19 protein-coding genes and 1 pseudogene are annotated in these 18,974 nt (G+C 36.3%); 8 read left to right on the top strand and 12 right to left on the bottom strand.

Features of this window, described 5'->3' with window-relative positions:
• Position 1: 1 nt before the first annotated feature.
• Entirely contained in the window at positions 2–676 is a 675-nt protein-coding gene (locus DN392_RS06075) for a TerC family protein (RefSeq protein ID WP_000362605.1), read from the bottom strand.
• A 342-nt stretch (positions 677–1,018) separates the two neighbouring features.
• Here DN392_RS06075 and mecA point away from each other — a divergent pair, with 342 nt between their 5' ends.
• The 4 genes from mecA to pepF all read left to right on the top strand — a co-directional run bounded on the left by mecA (position 1,019) and on the right by pepF (position 6,521).
• Positions 1,019–1,702, top strand: coding sequence for an adaptor protein MecA (gene mecA, locus DN392_RS06070; RefSeq protein ID WP_000350721.1), 684 nt, complete (start codon positions 1,019–1,021; stop codon positions 1,700–1,702).
• Positions 1,703–1,774: 72 nt separating this feature from the next.
• Positions 1,775–3,319: a cardiolipin synthase gene (locus DN392_RS06065; RefSeq protein ID WP_000799209.1), complete on the top strand. Its 1,545-nt coding sequence runs from the start codon at positions 1,775–1,777 to the stop codon at positions 3,317–3,319.
• Positions 3,320–3,399: 80 nt separating this feature from the next.
• On the top strand, positions 3,400–4,644 hold the full coding sequence (locus DN392_RS06060) for a competence protein CoiA (protein WP_071743001.1): 1,245 nt from the start codon (positions 3,400–3,402) through the stop codon (positions 4,642–4,644).
• 50 nt (positions 4,645–4,694) lie between these two features.
• Complete coding sequence (gene pepF / locus DN392_RS06055) at positions 4,695–6,521, top strand: oligoendopeptidase F (RefSeq protein ID WP_000003404.1); 1,827 nt, start codon at positions 4,695–4,697, stop codon at positions 6,519–6,521.
• A 110-nt stretch (positions 6,522–6,631) separates the two neighbouring features.
• Here pepF and DN392_RS06050 read toward each other — a convergent pair whose 3' ends face one another.
• From DN392_RS06050 to DN392_RS06035, 4 genes are all read right to left on the bottom strand, one after another.
• Entirely contained in the window at positions 6,632–6,823 is a 192-nt protein-coding gene (locus DN392_RS06050) for a hypothetical protein (protein WP_002108703.1), read from the bottom strand.
• Positions 6,824–7,053: 230 nt separating this feature from the next.
• Positions 7,054–7,947 carry a ClpXP adapter SpxH family protein gene (locus DN392_RS06045; protein WP_000360672.1) on the bottom strand — a complete coding sequence of 298 codons (894 nt, stop codon included), beginning with the start codon at positions 7,945–7,947 and terminating at the stop codon, positions 7,054–7,056.
• Positions 7,947–8,345: a globin domain-containing protein gene (locus tag DN392_RS06040; RefSeq protein WP_000043382.1), complete on the bottom strand. Its 399-nt coding sequence runs from the start codon at positions 8,343–8,345 to the stop codon at positions 7,947–7,949. Before DN392_RS06040 ends, DN392_RS06045 begins: the two co-directional genes overlap by 1 nt.
• Positions 8,346–8,525: 180 nt before the next feature.
• Positions 8,526–9,104, bottom strand: coding sequence for a CYTH domain-containing protein (locus DN392_RS06035; protein WP_000191103.1), 579 nt, complete (start codon positions 9,102–9,104; stop codon positions 8,526–8,528).
• 146 nt (positions 9,105–9,250) lie between these two features.
• On the opposite strand from DN392_RS06035, the gene DN392_RS06030 reads away from it, so the two are divergent.
• The 4 genes from DN392_RS06030 to DN392_RS06015 are packed head-to-tail and all read left to right on the top strand — an operon-like array spanning position 9,251 to position 12,016.
• Positions 9,251–9,622, top strand: a complete 372-nt coding sequence (locus tag DN392_RS06030) for a UPF0738 family protein (protein ID WP_001179998.1) — start codon at positions 9,251–9,253, stop codon at positions 9,620–9,622.
• Between the two features lie 30 nt (positions 9,623–9,652).
• Positions 9,653–10,291 (top strand): GTP diphosphokinase, encoded by a 639-nt coding sequence (gene yjbM, locus DN392_RS06025; RefSeq protein ID WP_001081480.1) that lies wholly within the window; start codon positions 9,653–9,655, stop codon positions 10,289–10,291.
• An 18-nt stretch (positions 10,292–10,309) separates the two neighbouring features.
• The gene (locus tag DN392_RS06020) at positions 10,310–11,107 is read left to right on the top strand and encodes an NAD kinase (RefSeq protein ID WP_000673190.1); all 798 of its coding nucleotides are present in this window, start codon (positions 10,310–10,312) and stop codon (positions 11,105–11,107) included.
• Between the two features lie 15 nt (positions 11,108–11,122).
• Positions 11,123–12,016 (top strand): RluA family pseudouridine synthase, encoded by an 894-nt coding sequence (locus tag DN392_RS06015; RefSeq protein WP_001079117.1) that lies wholly within the window; start codon positions 11,123–11,125, stop codon positions 12,014–12,016.
• A gap of 48 nt (positions 12,017–12,064) precedes the next feature.
• Here DN392_RS06015 and DN392_RS06010 read toward each other — a convergent pair whose 3' ends face one another.
• The 7 genes and pseudogenes from DN392_RS06010 to bclA all read right to left on the bottom strand — a co-directional run.
• Positions 12,065–13,453: a peptidase G2 autoproteolytic cleavage domain-containing protein gene (locus tag DN392_RS06010; protein WP_000730329.1), complete on the bottom strand. Its 1,389-nt coding sequence runs from the start codon at positions 13,451–13,453 to the stop codon at positions 12,065–12,067.
• 154 nt (positions 13,454–13,607) lie between these two features.
• Positions 13,608–14,348, bottom strand: coding sequence for a bis(5'-nucleosyl)-tetraphosphatase PrpE (prpE, locus tag DN392_RS06005; protein WP_000667005.1), 741 nt, complete (start codon positions 14,346–14,348; stop codon positions 13,608–13,610).
• Positions 14,349–14,422: 74 nt separating this feature from the next.
• Positions 14,423–15,583 (bottom strand): FtsW/RodA/SpoVE family cell cycle protein, encoded by a 1,161-nt coding sequence (locus DN392_RS06000; protein WP_000654711.1) that lies wholly within the window; start codon positions 15,581–15,583, stop codon positions 14,423–14,425.
• Between the two features lie 147 nt (positions 15,584–15,730).
• Positions 15,731–16,666 (bottom strand): glycosyltransferase family 2 protein, encoded by a 936-nt coding sequence (locus DN392_RS05995; protein WP_001059627.1) that lies wholly within the window; start codon positions 16,664–16,666, stop codon positions 15,731–15,733.
• A gap of 6 nt (positions 16,667–16,672) precedes the next feature.
• On the bottom strand, positions 16,673–17,431 hold the full coding sequence (locus tag DN392_RS05990) for a class I SAM-dependent methyltransferase (RefSeq protein WP_048567031.1): 759 nt from the start codon (positions 17,429–17,431) through the stop codon (positions 16,673–16,675).
• 140 nt (positions 17,432–17,571) lie between these two features.
• Positions 17,572–18,417, bottom strand: coding sequence for a TylF/MycF family methyltransferase (locus DN392_RS05985; RefSeq protein ID WP_064471075.1), 846 nt, complete (start codon positions 18,415–18,417; stop codon positions 17,572–17,574).
• Between the two features lie 122 nt (positions 18,418–18,539).
• Positions 18,540–18,974 (bottom strand): annotated as a pseudogene (gene bclA, locus DN392_RS05980) (collagen-like exosporium glycoprotein BclA); the annotation flags it as partial.

The following is an 18,974-nucleotide window of genomic DNA, read 5'->3' as shown; positions in this document are numbered from 1 at the left end:
TTTAATGTTTCACATTTCGTAATCGAACTTGTTGCACGATAATACCGATGCATAGAACAGTGAAAATGAATAAGAAAGGCATGCTTGTGGTGAAATTTGGATTATTATGAAAGAACGTTGCAAGCCTGTCTTCATGTGTAACCATTTTTCCTGCTGTATAGGCGAGAATCGCTGCTCCGCAATAAATGAGGAATGGAAAGCGTTCCATAAGTATTAAAATAAGTTTGCTGCCCCAAATAATAATCGGGATAGAAATGAGTAAGCCGATTATTACGAGTAAAAATCTTCCGTGAGCTGCACCTGCAATGGCAATAACGTTGTCAAACCCCATAACGAGATCCGCGAATACAATTGTACGCACAGCTTGAAATAAAGTTGTTTTCCCCTGAATAGCAGAAAGATCGTTGCTATTATCAGTTAGTAAATTTACTGCAATTAATGTAAGTAAAACGCCCCCGATAAGTTGTAGAAATGGAATGTCGAGTAAATAGACAGCTAGTATAGTAAGGATAATTCTTAGTACGATTGCTAAAAGAGTACCAATCAAAATGGCTTTATTTCGTTTCGATTCAGGTAAATTTCGGCTAGCTAGTGCGATGACGATTGCGTTGTCACCACCTAATACAACATCGATACCGACAATCATTAGTACAGATGTTAAAAACTCTAAGTCCATTCGTCTGCCTCCATTTATGATGTTTTAATAAGCGAACTGTATGTATGTGGTGAAGAGAGAGACTAAATAATCTTCTCTAATAAAAGTTTCACTTTATTACAGTGTACGGGGGAGGGTGGAAATGTATGTCCAAATTTTTCATGAGTGAGAAATCGCTATAATGATATATTTGTGTAGATGGTCGAATAAAGATAGGCATATAACTATTTTTGTAAAATAAATCGATTTTATTTCCATTCTGGAGAATCTTATCATAAAATGAGAGTACAAGAATCTATTGATTTGTCATATGAGTGGGGAATCCCTTCATAACAATTCTAAGCAGGAAGGGAGAGTTGTATTTTGGATATTGAAAGAATTAATGACCATACGATGAAATTTTTTATTACGTACATTGATATAGAGGATAGAGGGTTTAATCGTGAAGAAATTTGGTATGACCGCGAACGAAGTGAAGAGCTCTTTTGGGAGATGATGGACGAAGCTCGTGATCATGATGATTTCTTTATTGATGGACCGTTATGGATTCAAGTGCAAGCAGTCGATAAAGGGATTGAAGTACTTGTAACGAAAGCAGAGCTTTCAAAGGATGGACAAAAGCTAGAACTACCAATAGGTGTAGATAAAATTATAGACATTCCTCTAGATGAAGGCATTGAATCATTATTCCAGCAAGAATTAGTGGAAGAGGTAGAGAAACAAGCAGGAACAAACTTTAACGAAGATGGTACGTTTGGATTTTTAATTAAATTTAATGATTTTGAAGATGTCATTTCATTAAGCCACCGTCTTATCTTTGAAGATATAAAAGATGAGCTGTATTCATTTGAGAACCGCTATTATGTATATGTGGAATTCGATGAAGTGCTACATGATGAAGAAGAAATTGATCGTATTTTAAGTATTGTTTTAGAATACGGAGAAGAATCAACTTTAACAATTCATCGTGTAAGTGAGTATGGGAAACAAATTGTGAAAGAGCATGCGCTTGAAACAATTCGCAATAATTTTCCTGCTAAAACGTAGGCCGATTTCTGTAGTATGAAATCGGCTTTTTATATGAAGAATAGGAAAGCTTTCTTAGTAAGGAGGTAAGAGATGAAAAATACGTTAAAGTTGATTTTCTTTGTTTTACTATTGTTCGCGTTATTTGTTTCGTTACGTATGTTTATTGATGTAGCATTTTATTCGGATGTAATTGGTATAAAAGATGTTTCGATTTTAGGTATTATTAGTATTTTATTTACGGTATCTGCATTTTTAATTGGCTGCGTTATTTTCTTAGAGAACCGTCATCCGTCTAAAACACTTACATGGCTCATTGTGTTAGGTATTTTTCCGGTATTTGGATTCTTCGCTTATTTATTATTTGGACAGAACTTTCGGAGGAAGAGAATGTTCCAAAAGAAGGCGTTGCTCGATGAACAAGCATTTTTACAATATAAAGGGCATGAAGATTACGAAGAACGGATTTTGCGCAATCATAAGCACCAAGAGCTGTTATTTCGTTTAGCGGACCGCTTAGGCGCTTTAAATATTTCATTTCAAACTGAAACGAGAACATTAACAAATGGAGATGAAACGTTTCAGGCCATTTTAGATGGATTAAAACGAGCGAAACACCACATTCATATGGAATATTACATTGTGCGTGATGATAAGCTTGGAACAGAAATTAAAGATATTTTAATACAGAAATCAAAAGAAGGTGTTGTCGTTCGTTTTTTATATGATGCGGTTGGAAGTTTTAGATTATCGAATTCATATATTGAAGAATTGAATGATGCAGGAGTAGAAATGATTCCGTTTTTCCCTGTGCGCTTTCCGATTTTAAACGATAAGATTAATTATCGAAACCACCGGAAAATCGTTATTATTGATGGAAATGAAGGATTTGTCGGTGGATTAAATATTGGTGATGAATATTTAGGGAAGGATAAATATTTCGGTTTTTGGCGAGACACGCATTTATATTTGCGTGGTGAAGCTGTTCAAAGCTTGCAACTTATTTTCCTTCAAGATTGGTTTTATATGACTGGTGAGGCTGTGCTGGCCCCTGAATATTTACAAGCGAAAGCAGTTGAGGGTGATCATTGGGGAGGCGTACAGCTCGTTGCAGGTGGACCAGATAATAAATGGGAAACAATTAAACATTTATACTTTGCCATGATTTCATCTGCACGGAAATCAATTTGGATTGCGACGCCGTATTTCATTCCAGATGATGATATTTTATCCGCATTAAAGGTAGCTGCACTTGCTGGTATTGATGTCCGTTTGTTAATGCCGAGTAAGCCTGATAAGCGCACCGTCTTTTACGCATCGAGATCGTACTTCCCAGAGCTATTAGATGCAGGGGTAAAGATATATGAATACGAAAAAGGCTTTCTTCATAGTAAAGTTGTCATTGTCGATTCTGATTTAGCTTCAATTGGGACTGCTAATATGGATATGAGAAGTTTTCATTTGAACTTTGAAGTAAATGCCTTTTTATATGATACAGACAGCATTCGAAAACTTGTTCAAGATTATAAAGAGGATATAGAAGAATCAAGTGAAATTCATGTCGATCGTTTTCATAAAAGGCGTCTTCATAGACGAATTGTTGAATCGACGTATCGATTATTATCACCTTTATTATAAAAAGAGATGTCCGAAATTGGGACATCTCTTTTTTAAAAGGAATTTGTAATAAATTGTAGAATATAAGGAGCTGAAAGGGTGTGATTCCGATGTTTATCGCCAAAAGAGAAAATGGAGAAAAAATTCATCTACTCTATCATCATGATGAAGAGCTTTTACATCGTATGCGTAAAATGGAAAGCTTCTTTTGCATAGCTTGCGGGAAGGAAGTGCAAATGAAATTAGGGAAACAAAAAAGTTGGCATTTTGCTCATAAGAAAATGGACGCGTGTCTTGCCTTTTATGAAGCAGAATCTATGTATCATATGCACGGTAAAGAATTGTTATATAGGTGGTTCAAACGTCAAAACTTTCCTGTGTATATAGAGCACTATCTTCCAGAAATTCAGCAACGACCAGATATTTTCATAGAGAGAGCAGGGAGAACAATTGCGATTGAATACCAATGCGCCAATCTCTCTATAGAGCAGCTGTACAAACGAACCTATTCGTATTGGCGAGCTGGTATACAGGTCATTTGGATCATTGGTGGAAATCAATTGAAGAGGCAATCAGCATATTGGATGAAATTCTCCTCACTTATGGCTTTCTCCTTACAATCTTATCCTCAGCCATTTCTTATTTTCTTCTGTTCGAAACAAAAATCATTTATGAAATGCGCGTTTCTCACTTCATTTTCTACAAGCGTCTCTTTCTCACATATTATCTATTTACCAACTGAAACGACTACTTTTGAAATGCTCTTTTCTCCCGTCTCTTTCCGAAAAGAAACATTAGGTGAGGAATGGAAAAAGCGAAAGAGCTATTTTCGGCAAAATGCTCTGCAGATTTGGAATTACAATCATAAGTCACTATTACGCCTTTTATATCAATGTAAATGTACCCCAGCGAATTTTCCTTCTGAAATCGGTGTGCCACTCCCGTCCTCATTTGCTTTTCAAACAAATCCATTTATATGGCAAGCTTTTCTATATATAAAGTGTATAGGTGAGCTTACGGTAGGGGATTGTATTTCTCTTCAATATGTATGTAGTTATGTGAAAACGTATACGAAAAGGCGCATGCTCCCGTACTTTTCACGGCATATATGGAAAGTAGCAGTTGCTGAATATATGACATTTTTATGTTATGCAGGTGTATTGCAGAAAGTAGGGACTTATAAGTACCGGAAAAAAAGAGAAGTAGTTATGTTAAAAACAGAGGAGGAAGTTATAAAATATGATGAAATTTGCTTAACGTATGCCTTATCTTTATTTGAGGCAAAGTACAACATGAGAGAAGGAAAAGGGGATATAATAAAGACTGATCGTGAAGGAATTACATAAGAAAAATCGAATTGTATGTAAGTAGAGATATTTAAAGGAGGGCTTAAAGGATGTCTGAACAAAACACAACAAAAACATTACCAAATCGCAGTGAGATTGAAGAATCAAACACATGGCGATTAGAAGATATTTTCCAAACAGATGCAGAATGGGAAAAAGAATTCCAAGCTATTAAAGGGCTATTACCGAAGTTAACTGAATTTAAAGGGAAACTTGGTGACTCTGCGGACAATTTGCTTGAGGCATTGCAATATGAAGACGAAATTTCAATGCGATTAGGTAAGCTATATACATATGCACATATGCGTTACGATCAAGATACAACAAACTCTGTGTATCAAGCGTTAAATGACCGCGCAACAAATTTATATTCACAAGTATCTAGTAGCACAGCATATATTGTGCCTGAAATTTTATCGATTGCAGAAGATACACTGCAAACATTCTTGACAGAAAATAGAGACTTAAGTGTATATGAACATGCATTAGAAGAAATTACGCGTCAACGCCCGCACGTATTATCTGAAGCGGAAGAGGCTCTATTAGCAGAAGCATCTGAAGTAATGAGTGCGTCAAGTAATACATTTGGTATGTTGAATAATGCGGATTTGAAATTCCCATCTATTAAAGGTGAGGATGGAGAAGAAGTGGAAATTACACATGGTCGTTACATTCAGTTTTTAGAAAGTGATGATCGTCGTGTGCGCGAAGATGCATTCAAAGCTGTATATGAAACGTACGGGAAATATAAGAACACATTTGCAAGCACGTTAAGCGGAGCTGTGAAACGTAATAATTTCAATGCGCGTGTTCGTAAATACGATTCTGCACGTCAAGCGGCATTAAGTAATAATAATATTCCTGAAGCGGTGTATGATCAACTTGTTGAATCTGTAAATGATAATTTACACTTGCTACATCGTTACATTGATATTCGTAAGCGTGCACTAGGACTTGATGAGCTTCATATGTATGATTTATATACACCACTTGTACCAGAAGTGAAAATGAACGTGAAGTATGAAGAAGCACAAGACATGTTATTAAAGTCTTTAAACGTACTTGGTGATGAGTATGTTGACATTTTAAAAGAAGCATATGAAAATCGCTGGGTAGATGTGTATGAGAATAAAGGAAAGCGAAGCGGAGCATATTCATCTGGTGCCTATGGAACAAATCCGTATATTTTAATGAACTGGCATGATAATGTAAATAATTTATATACACTTGCTCATGAGTTCGGTCATTCCGTGCATAGTTACTATACAAGAAAGACGCAGCCGCACGTATACGGTGATTATTCAATCTTCGTTGCGGAAGTAGCATCAACTTGTAATGAAGCACTTCTAAACGATTATTTATTAAAAACGACAGAAGATAAGAAAGAGCGTCTATACTTATTAAATCATTATTTAGAAGGATTCCGTGGTACTGTATTCCGTCAAACGATGTTCGCAGAGTTTGAGCATATTATTCATAAGAAAGTACAAGAAGGACATGCGGTTACGCCAGACATGTTAACGGAGATCTACTATGATTTAAATAAGAAATATTTCGGTGATGCTTTAGTAATCGATGAAGAAATTGGTTTAGAGTGGTCTCGTATTCCGCACTTCTACTACAACTATTACGTATACCAATACGCAACAGGATTTAGTGCAGCAACGGCTTTATCTAAACAAATTTTAGAAGAGGGGCAACCAGCAGTAGAACGTTACATTAATGAGTTCTTAAAAGCAGGAAGCTCAGATTATCCAATTGAAGTGCTGAAAAAAGCTGGAGTAGATATGGCATCTCCAGAACCGGTAAAAGAAGCGCTACAAGTATTTGAAGAGAAATTAAATGAATTAGAAGCACTATTATTTGAAGAGAATTAATTGTAAAGACGAGGAATTTACCTCGTCTTTTTTTGTTTTAAATATTTTTGTCGATATTTGTCGAAAAAATAAGGTGAATTTCTTTCTTTTTTCTAAATTAGAAGGCATTTTTACAGGTGATTTTTGTAGTTAAAACCTTTAAATCGTTTTTTATGGTTGAAATAAGAGAGAGCGATGACAATGACTCCAAATAAAAGAGGGAAGGCAATAATTTTAGGAAAAGCTTGTAGTAGAGAGAGGATGTACAAGAAAAAAGAAACGATGACAGCTAGTAAGATAAGTAAAATATACGTTTTTTTCATACAGAACACCTCCAAAATAGCTTTTTTATAGCTTATTCAGAAATGAAAACGTTTAGAATGTGACAAAAGTGTGAAATTCGACAAAAGGGGTTGTCATCTGACGTCGAATCTTGTAATATAATAAGCGTGAACGAATTCACATACAAACATATACCCCTTTGTTTGAACGTGAAAATTTCTCCCATCCCCTTTAATATTTTTATAAGCCGTAAAGAAGAAGACCTGGTGTTTTACACCAGGTCTTTTTCTTTTGCTATCCATTTCCAATAACGCTCACATTTTACGTCAATCATTTGTACTTTTCGTTTCAGTTGTAATTTTTTCAGTTCACGCTCGATCTCTTGCTGCGAGCAGTCATATATAAATGCTACTTCTTTTGAAGATATAAATTGCGTTGCTTCTAGTAACACTTCTAAAGGTGGTAATGGTTCTGGCTCAATTTCACATTTTACAAGTTCTTTCAATAATTGTACGTATACGTCGTAGGAATAAGTTCCAGCGATTTTAATACCTTCTTCATCTGAATTCGCATGAAAGAATACGAGAGAAGGTATTTCTGTAATATGCATCTCATTTGTAAATTTTAAGTCACATTGGAAAGCTTTTTTTGCGCTAGCGGAATGTAGGTCTTTTTTAAATTCTTCTACATCAATATCGCTATCTCTTGCACATGCAAGTAATAATTCACAGTCAGGGTTTGATACATTTTCAAGGAAAATGTATTCTTGGAGTTTTCGCAAAAACTTCGAACCTGCTTTTCGGCCCTGTAACTCCGCTGCCTTAATTGCCATCGAAACTAAATATGGTGTTGACGATGCTTCTTGCATATGTACCTTTCCATCACATGAAAAACCTTGTAAACTTGTTGTCTTTTCCCACACAAATCGAATATTAGCAGGTTTATTCCATTTGTGTGAGGAAGCGTTCGTTCCGTCCACTTTTCCAGTTACGATATGACGAATAGAGAAGTATTTCCCGTATTCAAGCCATAGTTTAATAATAAAGGGCTCAATTTCCCAGCAATCTTTACAAAGTGGATCAATAAATAAATATGCTTCTACAGACTTATGCTCACATGCGGAAGGAGATGGCATATTTATATGCGTTGCTTCCTGCTTATCCATTACACTTCACCTGTTTCGTTTGGAGTATTAACCATATGCTGAGCAGTTAACGCTAAACGTTCAAAAACGAACTCTCTTATATGACCGTGCACTCCTGTGTCATCCATTGCTTGCTCCATACATGATAGCCAAGCCTCTGCTCGTTTTGGAGTAATCTCAAACGGAAGATGGCGTGCTCTTAACATAGGGTGACCATGTTCTTCAGTGTACAAATTAGGACCACCTAAATATTGCGTTAAAAATTGTTTCTGCTTCCTAGCGGTTTCTGTTAAATCATCTGGGAAGATGGGAGATAGGTCAGGGTGTTTACTGACATAGGAATAAAACGTGTCTACTAATATTGCAATGCATTGTTCACCGCCAATTGCTTCAAATGGTGTCATCGGTTGCTTGCTCATCCTTTATAAACTCCTTTTTCCATGAAATGTATATCTATTGTAGCAATGGAATGTTCCAGAGGGCAAATAAACAGCCTTCATAACGTTCTTTGCTTATTTTTCAAATGTAAAAGAATCTTTTCCTTTTAAAAAGTGAGATATATCCACTAGTAGAACGTATTCACTAGTGGAATTTTCACTTTAGCGTGCTTTGTTTTGTTTGGCAAGGAAAAAGCGTTTTACTTTATTATTTGTATGACGTATTGGTATGTCGTGCTGTTTTAATAAATGAATAAACGCAGCTTTTCCTGTTTCTTCATCTTGCACTTCAAATTCAATTTCATAATCATCGTGATTGTAATAGAAACTATGATCAAAGACAAGCGTTCCACCTTCAAATAGTGTTTCGGCTCTTTCAGTTGTTAAACTACCCATATAAGTTAAAGTGGAAACAGGAATTTGTAATTTGTGTAGTTGATCCATTACAGCCCCTGGAATGATTACGTTTGTTTTCATCATCATTCTTGCTTCGTCTTCTGTTACGATTTGATGCGTTTCTAACAAGCCGACTTCTGCAGGTTGTTTCAATGTTAATGTATAAGTTTCTCCTTTATGACGAATACGAAGTGCAGAGCCAGCTTCTTTTAACGAGAAGCCCGGTGTTTCAAAGTAGTGATTCACCTGTTTCGTAAATACCTCAATAGAGAATGATTTACATAATGTATCGAATTCTTCTTCTGTAACAATATTTTTAAATTCAATTTCAATTTCTTGTGTCATTGTATGTGCGCTCCTTTTAAAAAATAATTCTTTACACATTATCGCTTTTTCATAAATTTGGTTCAATGTTTTATTTGTTTGCGTCCATGTTATGATACAATAATACTGTTAAGTAAGACAGGAAGTTGAGATGGAGGAGTTAGAGCATGCAAAATAAAATTCAAGTTAAGAGCGTAGAAAAGAGAGAGAATGCGCTTATTTTTTGTGCGGAAAATAATGAAATAGAGGTAAAGGAGCTAAGTGCGCGTAATCACGTACTTGTAGACTCAGACAATTTATCATTTTTATATATTTTAGAAAACGAATCATCTTTCATTTATGTAAGTATTCCGCACACATGCTGGGAATCAATGCATGAAGCGATGAATAACGATATAGTAATGTTCGTTCGTGTGAACGACGTTGAAATGGAATTAGAAAATTTAAAAGAAGAAGTAGAATATTTAGTTGAAAATATTGAAGGTAATGCAAATTACGGAGAAGAACTAGTAACTGCTGTAGAAAAAGTATTTCTATAAGCAAATGGATTGATTTTGGTGGTGGTTGAAATGAATCGAAATTGGGAAGAATTTTTAGCACCTTACCATCAAGCGGTGGCAGAGCTGAAAGTGAAACTAAAAGGAATGCGTACTCAATTTGCAATGTTAACAGAGCATTCTCCAATTGAGTTTGTAACAGGAAGGGTAAAGTCGGTTGCTAGTATTATTGATAAAGCGGAGAAGAGAAATGTACCGTTAGACCGGCTGAGAGAAGATATGCAAGACATCGCGGGCCTTCGAATGATGTGTCAATTTGTTGATGAGATTAAGCCTGTTGTAGAATATCTTCGAAAACGAAATGACTTTGAAATCGTGGAAGAACGTGATTATGTCACGCAAAAGAAAGATAGCGGCTATCGCTCTTATCACGTTGTCATTAGTTACCCCGTTCAAACGATTCAGGGAGAAAAAAAAGTATTGGTAGAAATCCAAATACGCACGTTAGCAATGAATTTTTGGGCAACAATTGAGCATTCTTTAAATTATAAATATAGTGGACGTTTTCCTGAAGATATTAAAATACGCTTGCAACGCGCAGCGGAAGCGGCGTTTTTATTAGATGAAGAAATGTCTTCTATTCGTCTTGAGATTCAAGAAGCGCAGAAAGCTTTTTCAAGAAAACAAGAAACGAAAGATTCCGAATCATAAACTAAAGGGTGTTGGGCGATGAAATTTACAATTATGTCAAAGGGAGATCAATCATCAGATACACTGGCAAGCACGATGAAAGAATACTTGCTAGATTTTGGATTTATAATGGATGAAAAGGAACCCGATATTGTAATTTCTGTTGGGGGAGATGGAACGCTTTTATATGCATTTCATCGTTATTATAATCGATTGGATGAAACAGCATTTGTTGGTGTACATACAGGGCATTTAGGTTTCTATGCAGATTGGTTACCGACAGAAGTAGAGAAATTAGTAATTGCAATTGCTAAAACACCATTCCAAGTGGTGGAATATCCGCTTTTAGAAGTGATTATTCGCTATGTGAATGGGAGTAAAGAGTCACAGTATTTGGCGATGAATGAAGCAACTGTTAAAAGTGCGGAAGGTACATTAGTAACAGAAGTGGAAATACGCGGAGAGTACTTTGAAACGTTCCGCGGGGATGGCCTTTGTATTTCTACTCCTTCGGGAAGTACTGCGTATAATAAGGCGCTTGGCGGAGCGATTATTCACCCTTCTATTGAAGCGATTCAAATTGCAGAAATGGCATCTATTAATAACCGTGTGTTTCGTACTGTAGGCTCGCCACTCGTATTGCCGAAGCATCATACATGTGTGTTGAAGCCGGCTGCAGGAATGAACTTACAAATTACGGTGGACCATTTAACGATGGTTCATCAAGATGTGAAATCAATCCAGTATCGCGTTGCAAACGAGAAAGTACGATTTGTTCGTTTCCGTCCGTTCCCGTTCTGGAAACGAGTTCGTGACTCGTTTGTTGCAGATAAATAGAAAGGGTTTATATATTTGAACAGATTTACATTGAAATGGGATATAGAATCGGCTGAAGAGGGAACTTTAGTTAGAGAATTTTTAAAAACAAAAGGGATTTCTAAAGCCGCCTTAACGGATATAAAATTTCGCGGCGGAGCTATTGAAGTAAATAATCAACATGCCAGTGTTCGTCATCAGTTGCAAGCTGGTGAAGAATTACGTGTCTTTTTTCCAGTGGAAGAAAGAAGTGAAGGGATGATTAAAGAAGATATCCCTTTATGTATTGTATATGAAGATGATGCGGTTCTTGTCATAAACAAAGAGGCGAACATGTCAACGATTCCGTCTAGAGAACATCCGGCAGGTAGTGTTGCGAATGCGCTCTTATCTCATTATGATAAGCAGCATCTTGCAAGTACGGTGCATATCGTAACAAGATTAGATCGTGATACTTCAGGGCTTATGCTTATTGCAAAAAATCGTTTCGTGCATCATCTTTTATCGAAACAGCATCAACAAAAAGCTGTGAAAAGGACATATGAAGCAATTGTTCACGGTGAGATGATAGAACGAGAAGGAACGATTGATGCACCGATTGGACGAAAATCGGATAGCATTATTGAGCGAACCGTTTGTGAAAATGGGCAAAGAGCAGTTACTCATTTTAGAGTGATGGATAGCGCCAATCATAAGACGCATGTATCACTTGAGCTTGAGACCGGAAGAACGCATCAAATTCGTGTACATATGGCTCATATAGGCCATCCGTTACTTGGTGATGATTTATATGGAGGAAGAAGAGATGTGATAAAACGTCAAGCACTTCATAGTACATCTTTGACGTTTTATCATCCTATTTTAGAGAAGGAAATGTCTTTCACTACAACGATTCCAAGCGATATGGAAGAGGTATTAAGGCATACTTAAAAAGGGAACAAAATTCTTATGTAACGAAGAATTTTGTTCCCTTTTTTCTTAGCGGAATAATATTAAAATTTGATTTTCACCCGTGCGCTTTATAACGAAAAAGCCACTTTCGGATTTTGTAGCAATGCCATCGTTATTTGGACGACAATATCCATGCGTTTCGCAAGTACCGTCATCGCGTACTAACATTTGTCCAATTAACCCGACAGGAAGCCACTCGGTACGATCTTTTCTTGCTATATATTTGCAAGTTGGATCCCATTCTGTATTTAAAAGAGGTTGTATGTCTTGCGATTCCGTACGTACATATTGGCGTTTTCCAAAGTTATCTGTTTTATAGCGTTTTTGCCAACTTAAAGCACCGCTATTTCCTATAAGGGCGGGGGTTGCACTAGATATTCCTAAAATGAATGAATCGTTTGAAGTAGCGATCCGAATTTTTTCTTCGCTACTAAATGTAACGAAATAACCTACATCAATAAAATGATTGTCTGTTGTTTCAAACATTTGTGCAAAATCAGTTCCACTTGCATTGTAAGAAGCGCCATCAATATACATTTCCCCATTATGAGCAAGCCACTTTGCACCGATATTATGATCGGTTTCATTTGTGCCGTTTGCAATAAACCAAGAATAAGATTCTTCTGCTGTGCCGAAGCGCCCCATAATATGGCTACCTGCAAAATGAGCTGTTGATGTATGATTACCTTCCGCATGAGAAGAGAATCCGTTAGCGATAGTCGCGGTTCCTTCTGCATGTGCTGCTTCGCCTAAAGCAATTGTATGTTTACCTTCCGCATGAGAATAAGAGCCACCTGCTGTCGTTTCACTTCCTTCACTATGGGAACTATGTCCAGTTGCTTTCGTTTTTGATCCTTCCGCATGAGAGAAAGAAGCTTTTGCGTGTGTAAGAAGTCCTTCTGCATGTGAAGCTGTACCCTCTGCATTAGAGTGAAGCCCCTCTGCATGTGCATATCGTCCCCCTTTTTTTACTTTTGTATTTTCAGGTGTAGGAGTTTGAATTATGATCGTTTTTTCTGTTTGTATATCATTGGATGGTGCTAATGCTTCTCTTATTTTTTTCACTTGATTTATAATAGCAGCTGGAATTTCTGATTCTGCTTTTTTATTTATTGCTACAGGGATGTCTTCTTCTGTATTTTTCTCTGTTTGCTCAGAAGGCACAACCTGTTCAGTGTGAGTAGAGAGAGGTTTATTTTTTTGCTGCATCTTTGTTTTTCTATTATCGATTATGCGGCTCATTACAGCATTTTCTAAAGAGACATATTTTGGTTTAGCTTTGTTTTTGGGGGAAGCCCCTTGTCCGTCCAGTTCTTCTAAAGCTGCAGCTCGAATGCTGCACCAGTTGTTAATTCCGTACATGGGCAGATAAAAAGGCGGGCATTTTCTTTTTTGTTTAAAAGATTTTTTCTTCATTCTGTCACCTCCTGCGACAGTATATGCCGTGTAATTAAAAAAAGATGCACTTTATTGCATCTTTTTTTAATTACTTTACCTAGTTTTTATAGGAGAGCCTCCTAAATGATACGGTAATCCTCGTAATTTGTGAATGATATCTAAATAAGGGTCGTTATGAAATTGGGCGGAATTTCTCATGGACAAAAGACAGGGAGGAAGGGACGGAAACGGTCTCCATCTCAGGATAACGTAGTCCGGTTAGTTTGCCACCAAATACAGCGCCAGTGTCAATATTGACTGTATGATTTACGAAGCGAGGTTCTTTAACGGGTGTATGTCCATATACAATCCAAGCTTTTCCTTTATATTCTTGTGCCCAGTCGCGACGGACAGGAGAGCCGTCAGCATGTTTTTCTCCTGTAATATCGCCATATAATACAAAGGTCTGTACTTTTTTATCTTGTCTTCCTATGTAATCTTGCCGAATTCCAGCGTGACATACAATTAACCTTTTCTCATCGAGTACGTGATATAAAGGGGATTGCTCATAAAGTGTGATGAATTTTTCTTTTATAATGTTTTGTTTATGAGAAGGCAGTGCTTCATATTCGGCAACAGTTGTTTCGAGTCCATGAGCGATTGTCACATTACGCCCAAGGAAAAAACGGTATAGTTTATTACAGTGATTTCCCGGAGCGTAATAAGCTACTTTTTTATTTATGACAAGTTCCCATACAATTTCAATCATACGTAATGAATGAGGGCCGCGATCTGTAATATCACCAACAAAAGCAAGCTTACGTTGGTCAGGGTGAAACGGCAGGTCACTATTCCAGTTGTATCCGAGTTTCGTCGTTAAATCTTGAAACTCTTGAAAGCATCCATGAATATCCCCTATAATGTCAAATTTCATATTTAAACCTCCACCATATTTTTCATTAGTATATCTAAAAAAGGATAGAGATAAAAATATACTGTTTTTGCTCGTCATTTAAACATAAAGATTTTCGTTCTTGAGCGAACATTTAAAACGAATCCAATCGCTATCATGTATGTGAGTAAGGAACTTCCTCCGTAGCTCATAAGGGGTAATGTAATTCCTGTAATAGGTAGTAATCCGATGGTCATCCCGATATTTTGAAATACTTGAAAGGTAAACATTCCGATTGTACCAGCACAGATGTAACTACCGAAAGGGTCATTACTTTCTAAAGCGATATGAATCATGCGGAAAATAAGTAGGAAAAAAAGTGAAATAATGACACTTGCACCTAAGAAGCCGAATTGCTCAGCGACATTGGTGAAAATAAAATCTGTATGTGGTTCTGGAAAGTATACTTGTCCATTTTCCCAACCTTTTCCTTGCATTTCCCCTGATCCAGTAGCTAAGAAAGCTTGTCTTAATTGATAGCCTTGCGCATCATATTTGTATGGCGCTAACCAGCCGTAGAAGCGATTTAGTTGATATTCTTGTAAAATGTGTGCTTTAAAGAATTTTGTATGAGTAAAAAAAATATACGTTAATGTAACGCCAGCTACAAAAATACCAGAAACTAATCCGAAAATAAAACGCCAACGTATACCAGAAACTAGTATCATTGCTGCGAGCATAGCTGAAATTACCATTGTGTTTCCTAAATCAGGTTCCTTTGCAACAAGTAGTAGGGGTGGCAAACTTGTTGCACATATTTTTCCGAGTAATAAAAAATCGTCGTGTATTGTTCGGAAAAAATATTTCTCATTGTGATTTGCTATAATTCGTCCGGTGACGATAATTAAAAACAATTTCATAATTTCAGAAGGCTGGAAATTTCCGATGCCTGGAAGCCTGTACCAAGCGGTCGCACCTTTTATTGTAACGGCACCTGGTACTTGAAGTTCTAGTCCAATTAGTAGTACCAATGCAAAGCTATATAAATACCAAGCAATTTTTTGATAACGATCGAAATCGATAATCATAATAAAACCGATGGCTATAAATCCAATGAAGTACCATTGGATTTGCTTTAATACAAAATTTACATTTTGCAAAAATGGTGGTAAAGAGGCTTGTGCACTTGCAATTGCAAAGCAACTAACAGTCCCAATGGCAAATAAGATGAATAGTAATACGTAGTCTATTTGATATTGAGAATTTGGATCTTTCAATGTATGTATTCCTTTCTATCGCCTAGTAAGTATAATGGATCATGTCATGAAAAAAATAATATACAAGCAGACTATTCATACATTTATTCCACTATTTGTAGGAAGTCATACATCACGAGGAAGGAATAGCTCCTCCCTTGTGATGGACTATATTGCACGGAGCTCTTTTGTAATGATATTTAAACAATAAGAAAGTCGTGCATGTGTATTTTTATCTGGAATGAGGTTTGGAAATAGATCGTAAAATTTGGTCGCATTTTTATACCATCCGTAAGCTCTTATCAAACCTTTTTTATAATATTTGGCGTCTTGTAAGAAACCATACTTTTTCGAGGTTAAAACGAGCTGAGAAAAATCTTCACAGCCCTCAAGGAATTTGTGACGTACTTGCTGTCCAGTATGAAGACGGAATGAACTTAAGGGCTCAGTTATATACATCGCATCGCCTTTTGAAAGTAAACTTATCCAAGAGGCCATATCAACACTACAACCATATTTTCTGCCATTTAAAGTGCCGAAAGGTTCCGTTAATAGGCTTTTTCTAAAGAGTACGATTGTAGGCTCACCGATAATATTTTGTCCTGCTAGAAGCATACGGTTTCCAAAATCTTTCCCATTTAGTAGAGTATCTTCATCATATAATTTTTTCATGGAGGGATGTTGTTCAATTATATCTCCATTATCATCAATCCAAGTGCGATAGGATGTGATAAGCGCGAGATTCTTATTTAAGTCTTGTTGAAAATGAAACATCATTTTTTCGATTTTATTATTATAAAATGTATCATCGTCCATTAAGAAATTTATGTACTCTCCATTTGACTGTTCTAAGAGCATGAGGGCGTTATGAAATTGTCCTAGAGTAGAGGCATTTCGAATGTATGTTATATGTTTATGCTTATGTAAATAATGTCTGTATATTAATTTTTCTGTTTCATTATTTGTACTATCGTCCCCTACAATAATTTCAATATTTGAATACGTTTGCGCTAATGCACTTTCTAAAGCAATTTTAAAATAATGTGGTCGATTATAGGTGGGAATAAGGATAGAAACGAGAGGCGGATTTTTTATATTATTCATATACAACTACCTTTCAGAAGTTTTTTGTGTAAGAATAATATCTTGATAACTTGTGTGTTCAGTTCTGCTACACCATGAACCATAATGAGGGGGGGACTGTATTTCTAGCCCATGTTTATTTAATAGGGCACGAATATCTTCCTCAGGATAGGCAACTGCGAAATTAGGGATATCTTTATTTAGAACATAACAATTGTCAATTTGATGATAAAAACCTAACGTACTTAGTCCTGCATTTAAGTAATAGGATGATTCAGGGTTAATTAAAAAGAAAGTAATAAAACATCTCCCATCTTTTTTCAGAACTCGTGCAATCTCGCATACGTAATGTTCTAATTCTTTCGGAAGGAGATGGGTAAATACAGACGTTAAAAAAATAAAATCGAATGATTCATCTTCATATGGAAACTTGTATTGGGAAGCATCTTCTTTTCCATCGGGATTGTAGAATTGATTATATATATCGACATGTTCAAAATGGAAATTGTTACGGCGTGTAGAAATGTTATTTTTGCACCATGTAATTCCCGTATTGAATAAGTCAAAGCCATAATAAGTACCTTCATCGCTTAAATAATTCATTAATGGAACCGCCATTCGGCCAATGCCACAGCCTACATCTAACACTGTTTCATTTGATTTTAAATTGCCAATTTCAATAAAATACTGCATAAATTCTTTTCCAACTTCTTCAAAATTACCACCTACATATTGAACGAGTTCTGGGGGTGGAATTAATGTGATTTTTTTCTCGTTTTCGTTCATACATTCACTCCGTCCTTGTAGTAAAGTAGGGGATTTCTATTGTATATATAAGTTAATCATTTATAGTGAGGGGAACTTTACACAATTAGTTCTTATGAATAAGTAGTGTAATAGAACCCCTCAAAAAATAAAATTGTATTCTATTCTTTTCGCCAATAAATACCGAAATCATCAATCTTAGTAATAGGAGCTTTTAAGTTTCTTTCATTTCTGAAATCTGTTACAGCCTCTGCGCATGTTACCAATCCGTAATCATCAATAATAATATAGCCGCCTGTTGAAACTTTATCGTATAAGTTTACAAGACTATCCATCGTTGATTCATACATATCACCATCAAGGCGAGCGATTGCAATTTTTTCTATCGGTGCTGAAGGTAATGTATCTTTAAACCAACCCTTTAAAAATTTCACCTGATCATTTAATAAATCGTATTTTCTAAAGTTTTCTTGCACTGTTTCTAAAGAAACTCGTAAGTAATCGAATGTGTGCAAATAATCACCGTAATCTTTCGGATATTGTTCTAAGTTAGGTGCTGGCAGACCTTCAAACGAATCGGCAACCCACACAGTACGATCCGTAATGTTGTTTGCTTGTAAAAAACCATTCATAAAAATGCAAGATCCTCCGCGCCATACACCCGTTTCAATAAAATCACCTTCTATATTTTCCCTTACAACAGCTTCCATCGCCTCATGCAATTGATTCATACGTTTTCGACCAACCATACTGTGTGCTGCTCTTGGCCAATCCTTGCCACCTTGACGCTCACTTTGTGAAACGTTAGGATCAACGATTTTCAAATTGTGATTTTCTACGTATTGCTTAAGAAATAAAGGAAGTGGAACTGTAACTGGTTCATATGATAGCTCTTTAGATATATGTAGCGAAGCAGGTAAGTATGGTTCGTATTCTAACCATATTTCAAATAAAATTGTTTTCTTTAATAACTCGAGATAAAGCTGGACAGCTGATTTGTTTTCCATATAAGTGCCTCCTGCGGAATGTCATACAACATTATGACTATGTAGAAAAGAAAGATTTAATGATTGAATTTAACAATGAAAAAGCAGTAAAACTGATATCAGTCTTACTGCTACGTACAAAATTAAGCGATTTTCTCAATGATAATTGATGCACTTGTACCAAGAGCTAGCGATAATCCAATTCCTGTAACAACTGCTTCAACGAGTGATGGTGTTGTAGTAATTTGTGTAATGGCTTGGATAACGATAGGAGCTCCAAGTGAAATTAAGCTTGTGCCCGCACCCGGTACATTAACTCCATTAACTTGAATCCCAAGACTTCCTAATAAACTTACTGCCGCTGTATAAGCAATAACAGTAATTTTATAGAAGCCAGTTTCACTAATTACGAAAGTATCGGCATCCATTTGAGAAATTGCCGTACCAAACTGAGATCCAACGGTATTAAATGGTACTGGATCATTAATCCCAAGAGCCAAAGAAACTGTAGCTGAGTTAAAGGCATACAATCCTGCTGGAAGTCCTAAGCCAGAAGGTCCAGTTGGCCCAGTCGGCCC

The organism is Bacillus sp. BB51/4 (genome assembly GCF_008368845.1).
In the GTDB taxonomy this organism is placed as follows: Bacteria; Bacillota; Bacilli; order Bacillales; family Bacillaceae_G; genus Bacillus_A; species Bacillus_A wiedmannii.
This window is presented reverse-complemented; position numbering and strand designations above follow the sequence as displayed.

Coding starts and splice junctions, on each gene's coding strand:
- DN392_RS06075 (WP_000362605.1), bottom strand. CDS start 676: ATGGACTTAGAGTTTTTAACATCTGTACTAATGATTGTCGGTATCGAT.
- DN392_RS06065 (WP_000799209.1), top strand. CDS start 1,775: ATGAAAAATACGTTAAAGTTGATTTTCTTTGTTTTACTATTGTTCGCG.
- pepF (WP_000003404.1), top strand. CDS start 4,695: ATGTCTGAACAAAACACAACAAAAACATTACCAAATCGCAGTGAGATT.
- DN392_RS06050 (WP_002108703.1), bottom strand. CDS start 6,823: ATGAAAAAAACGTATATTTTACTTATCTTACTAGCTGTCATCGTTTCT.
- DN392_RS06045 (WP_000360672.1), bottom strand. CDS start 7,947: ATGGATAAGCAGGAAGCAACGCATATAAATATGCCATCTCCTTCCGCA.
- DN392_RS06040 (WP_000043382.1), bottom strand. CDS start 8,345: ATGAGCAAGCAACCGATGACACCATTTGAAGCAATTGGCGGTGAACAA.
- DN392_RS06035 (WP_000191103.1), bottom strand. CDS start 9,104: ATGACACAAGAAATTGAAATTGAATTTAAAAATATTGTTACAGAAGAA.
- DN392_RS06030 (WP_001179998.1), top strand. CDS start 9,251: ATGCAAAATAAAATTCAAGTTAAGAGCGTAGAAAAGAGAGAGAATGCG.
- yjbM (WP_001081480.1), top strand. CDS start 9,653: ATGAATCGAAATTGGGAAGAATTTTTAGCACCTTACCATCAAGCGGTG.
- DN392_RS06020 (WP_000673190.1), top strand. CDS start 10,310: ATGAAATTTACAATTATGTCAAAGGGAGATCAATCATCAGATACACTG.
- DN392_RS06010 (WP_000730329.1), bottom strand. CDS start 13,453: ATGAAGAAAAAATCTTTTAAACAAAAAAGAAAATGCCCGCCTTTTTAT.
- prpE (WP_000667005.1), bottom strand. CDS start 14,348: ATGAAATTTGACATTATAGGGGATATTCATGGATGCTTTCAAGAGTTT.
- DN392_RS05995 (WP_001059627.1), bottom strand. CDS start 16,666: ATGAATAATATAAAAAATCCGCCTCTCGTTTCTATCCTTATTCCCACC.
- DN392_RS05990 (WP_048567031.1), bottom strand. CDS start 17,431: ATGAACGAAAACGAGAAAAAAATCACATTAATTCCACCCCCAGAACTC.
- DN392_RS05985 (WP_064471075.1), bottom strand. CDS start 18,417: ATGGAAAACAAATCAGCTGTCCAGCTTTATCTCGAGTTATTAAAGAAA.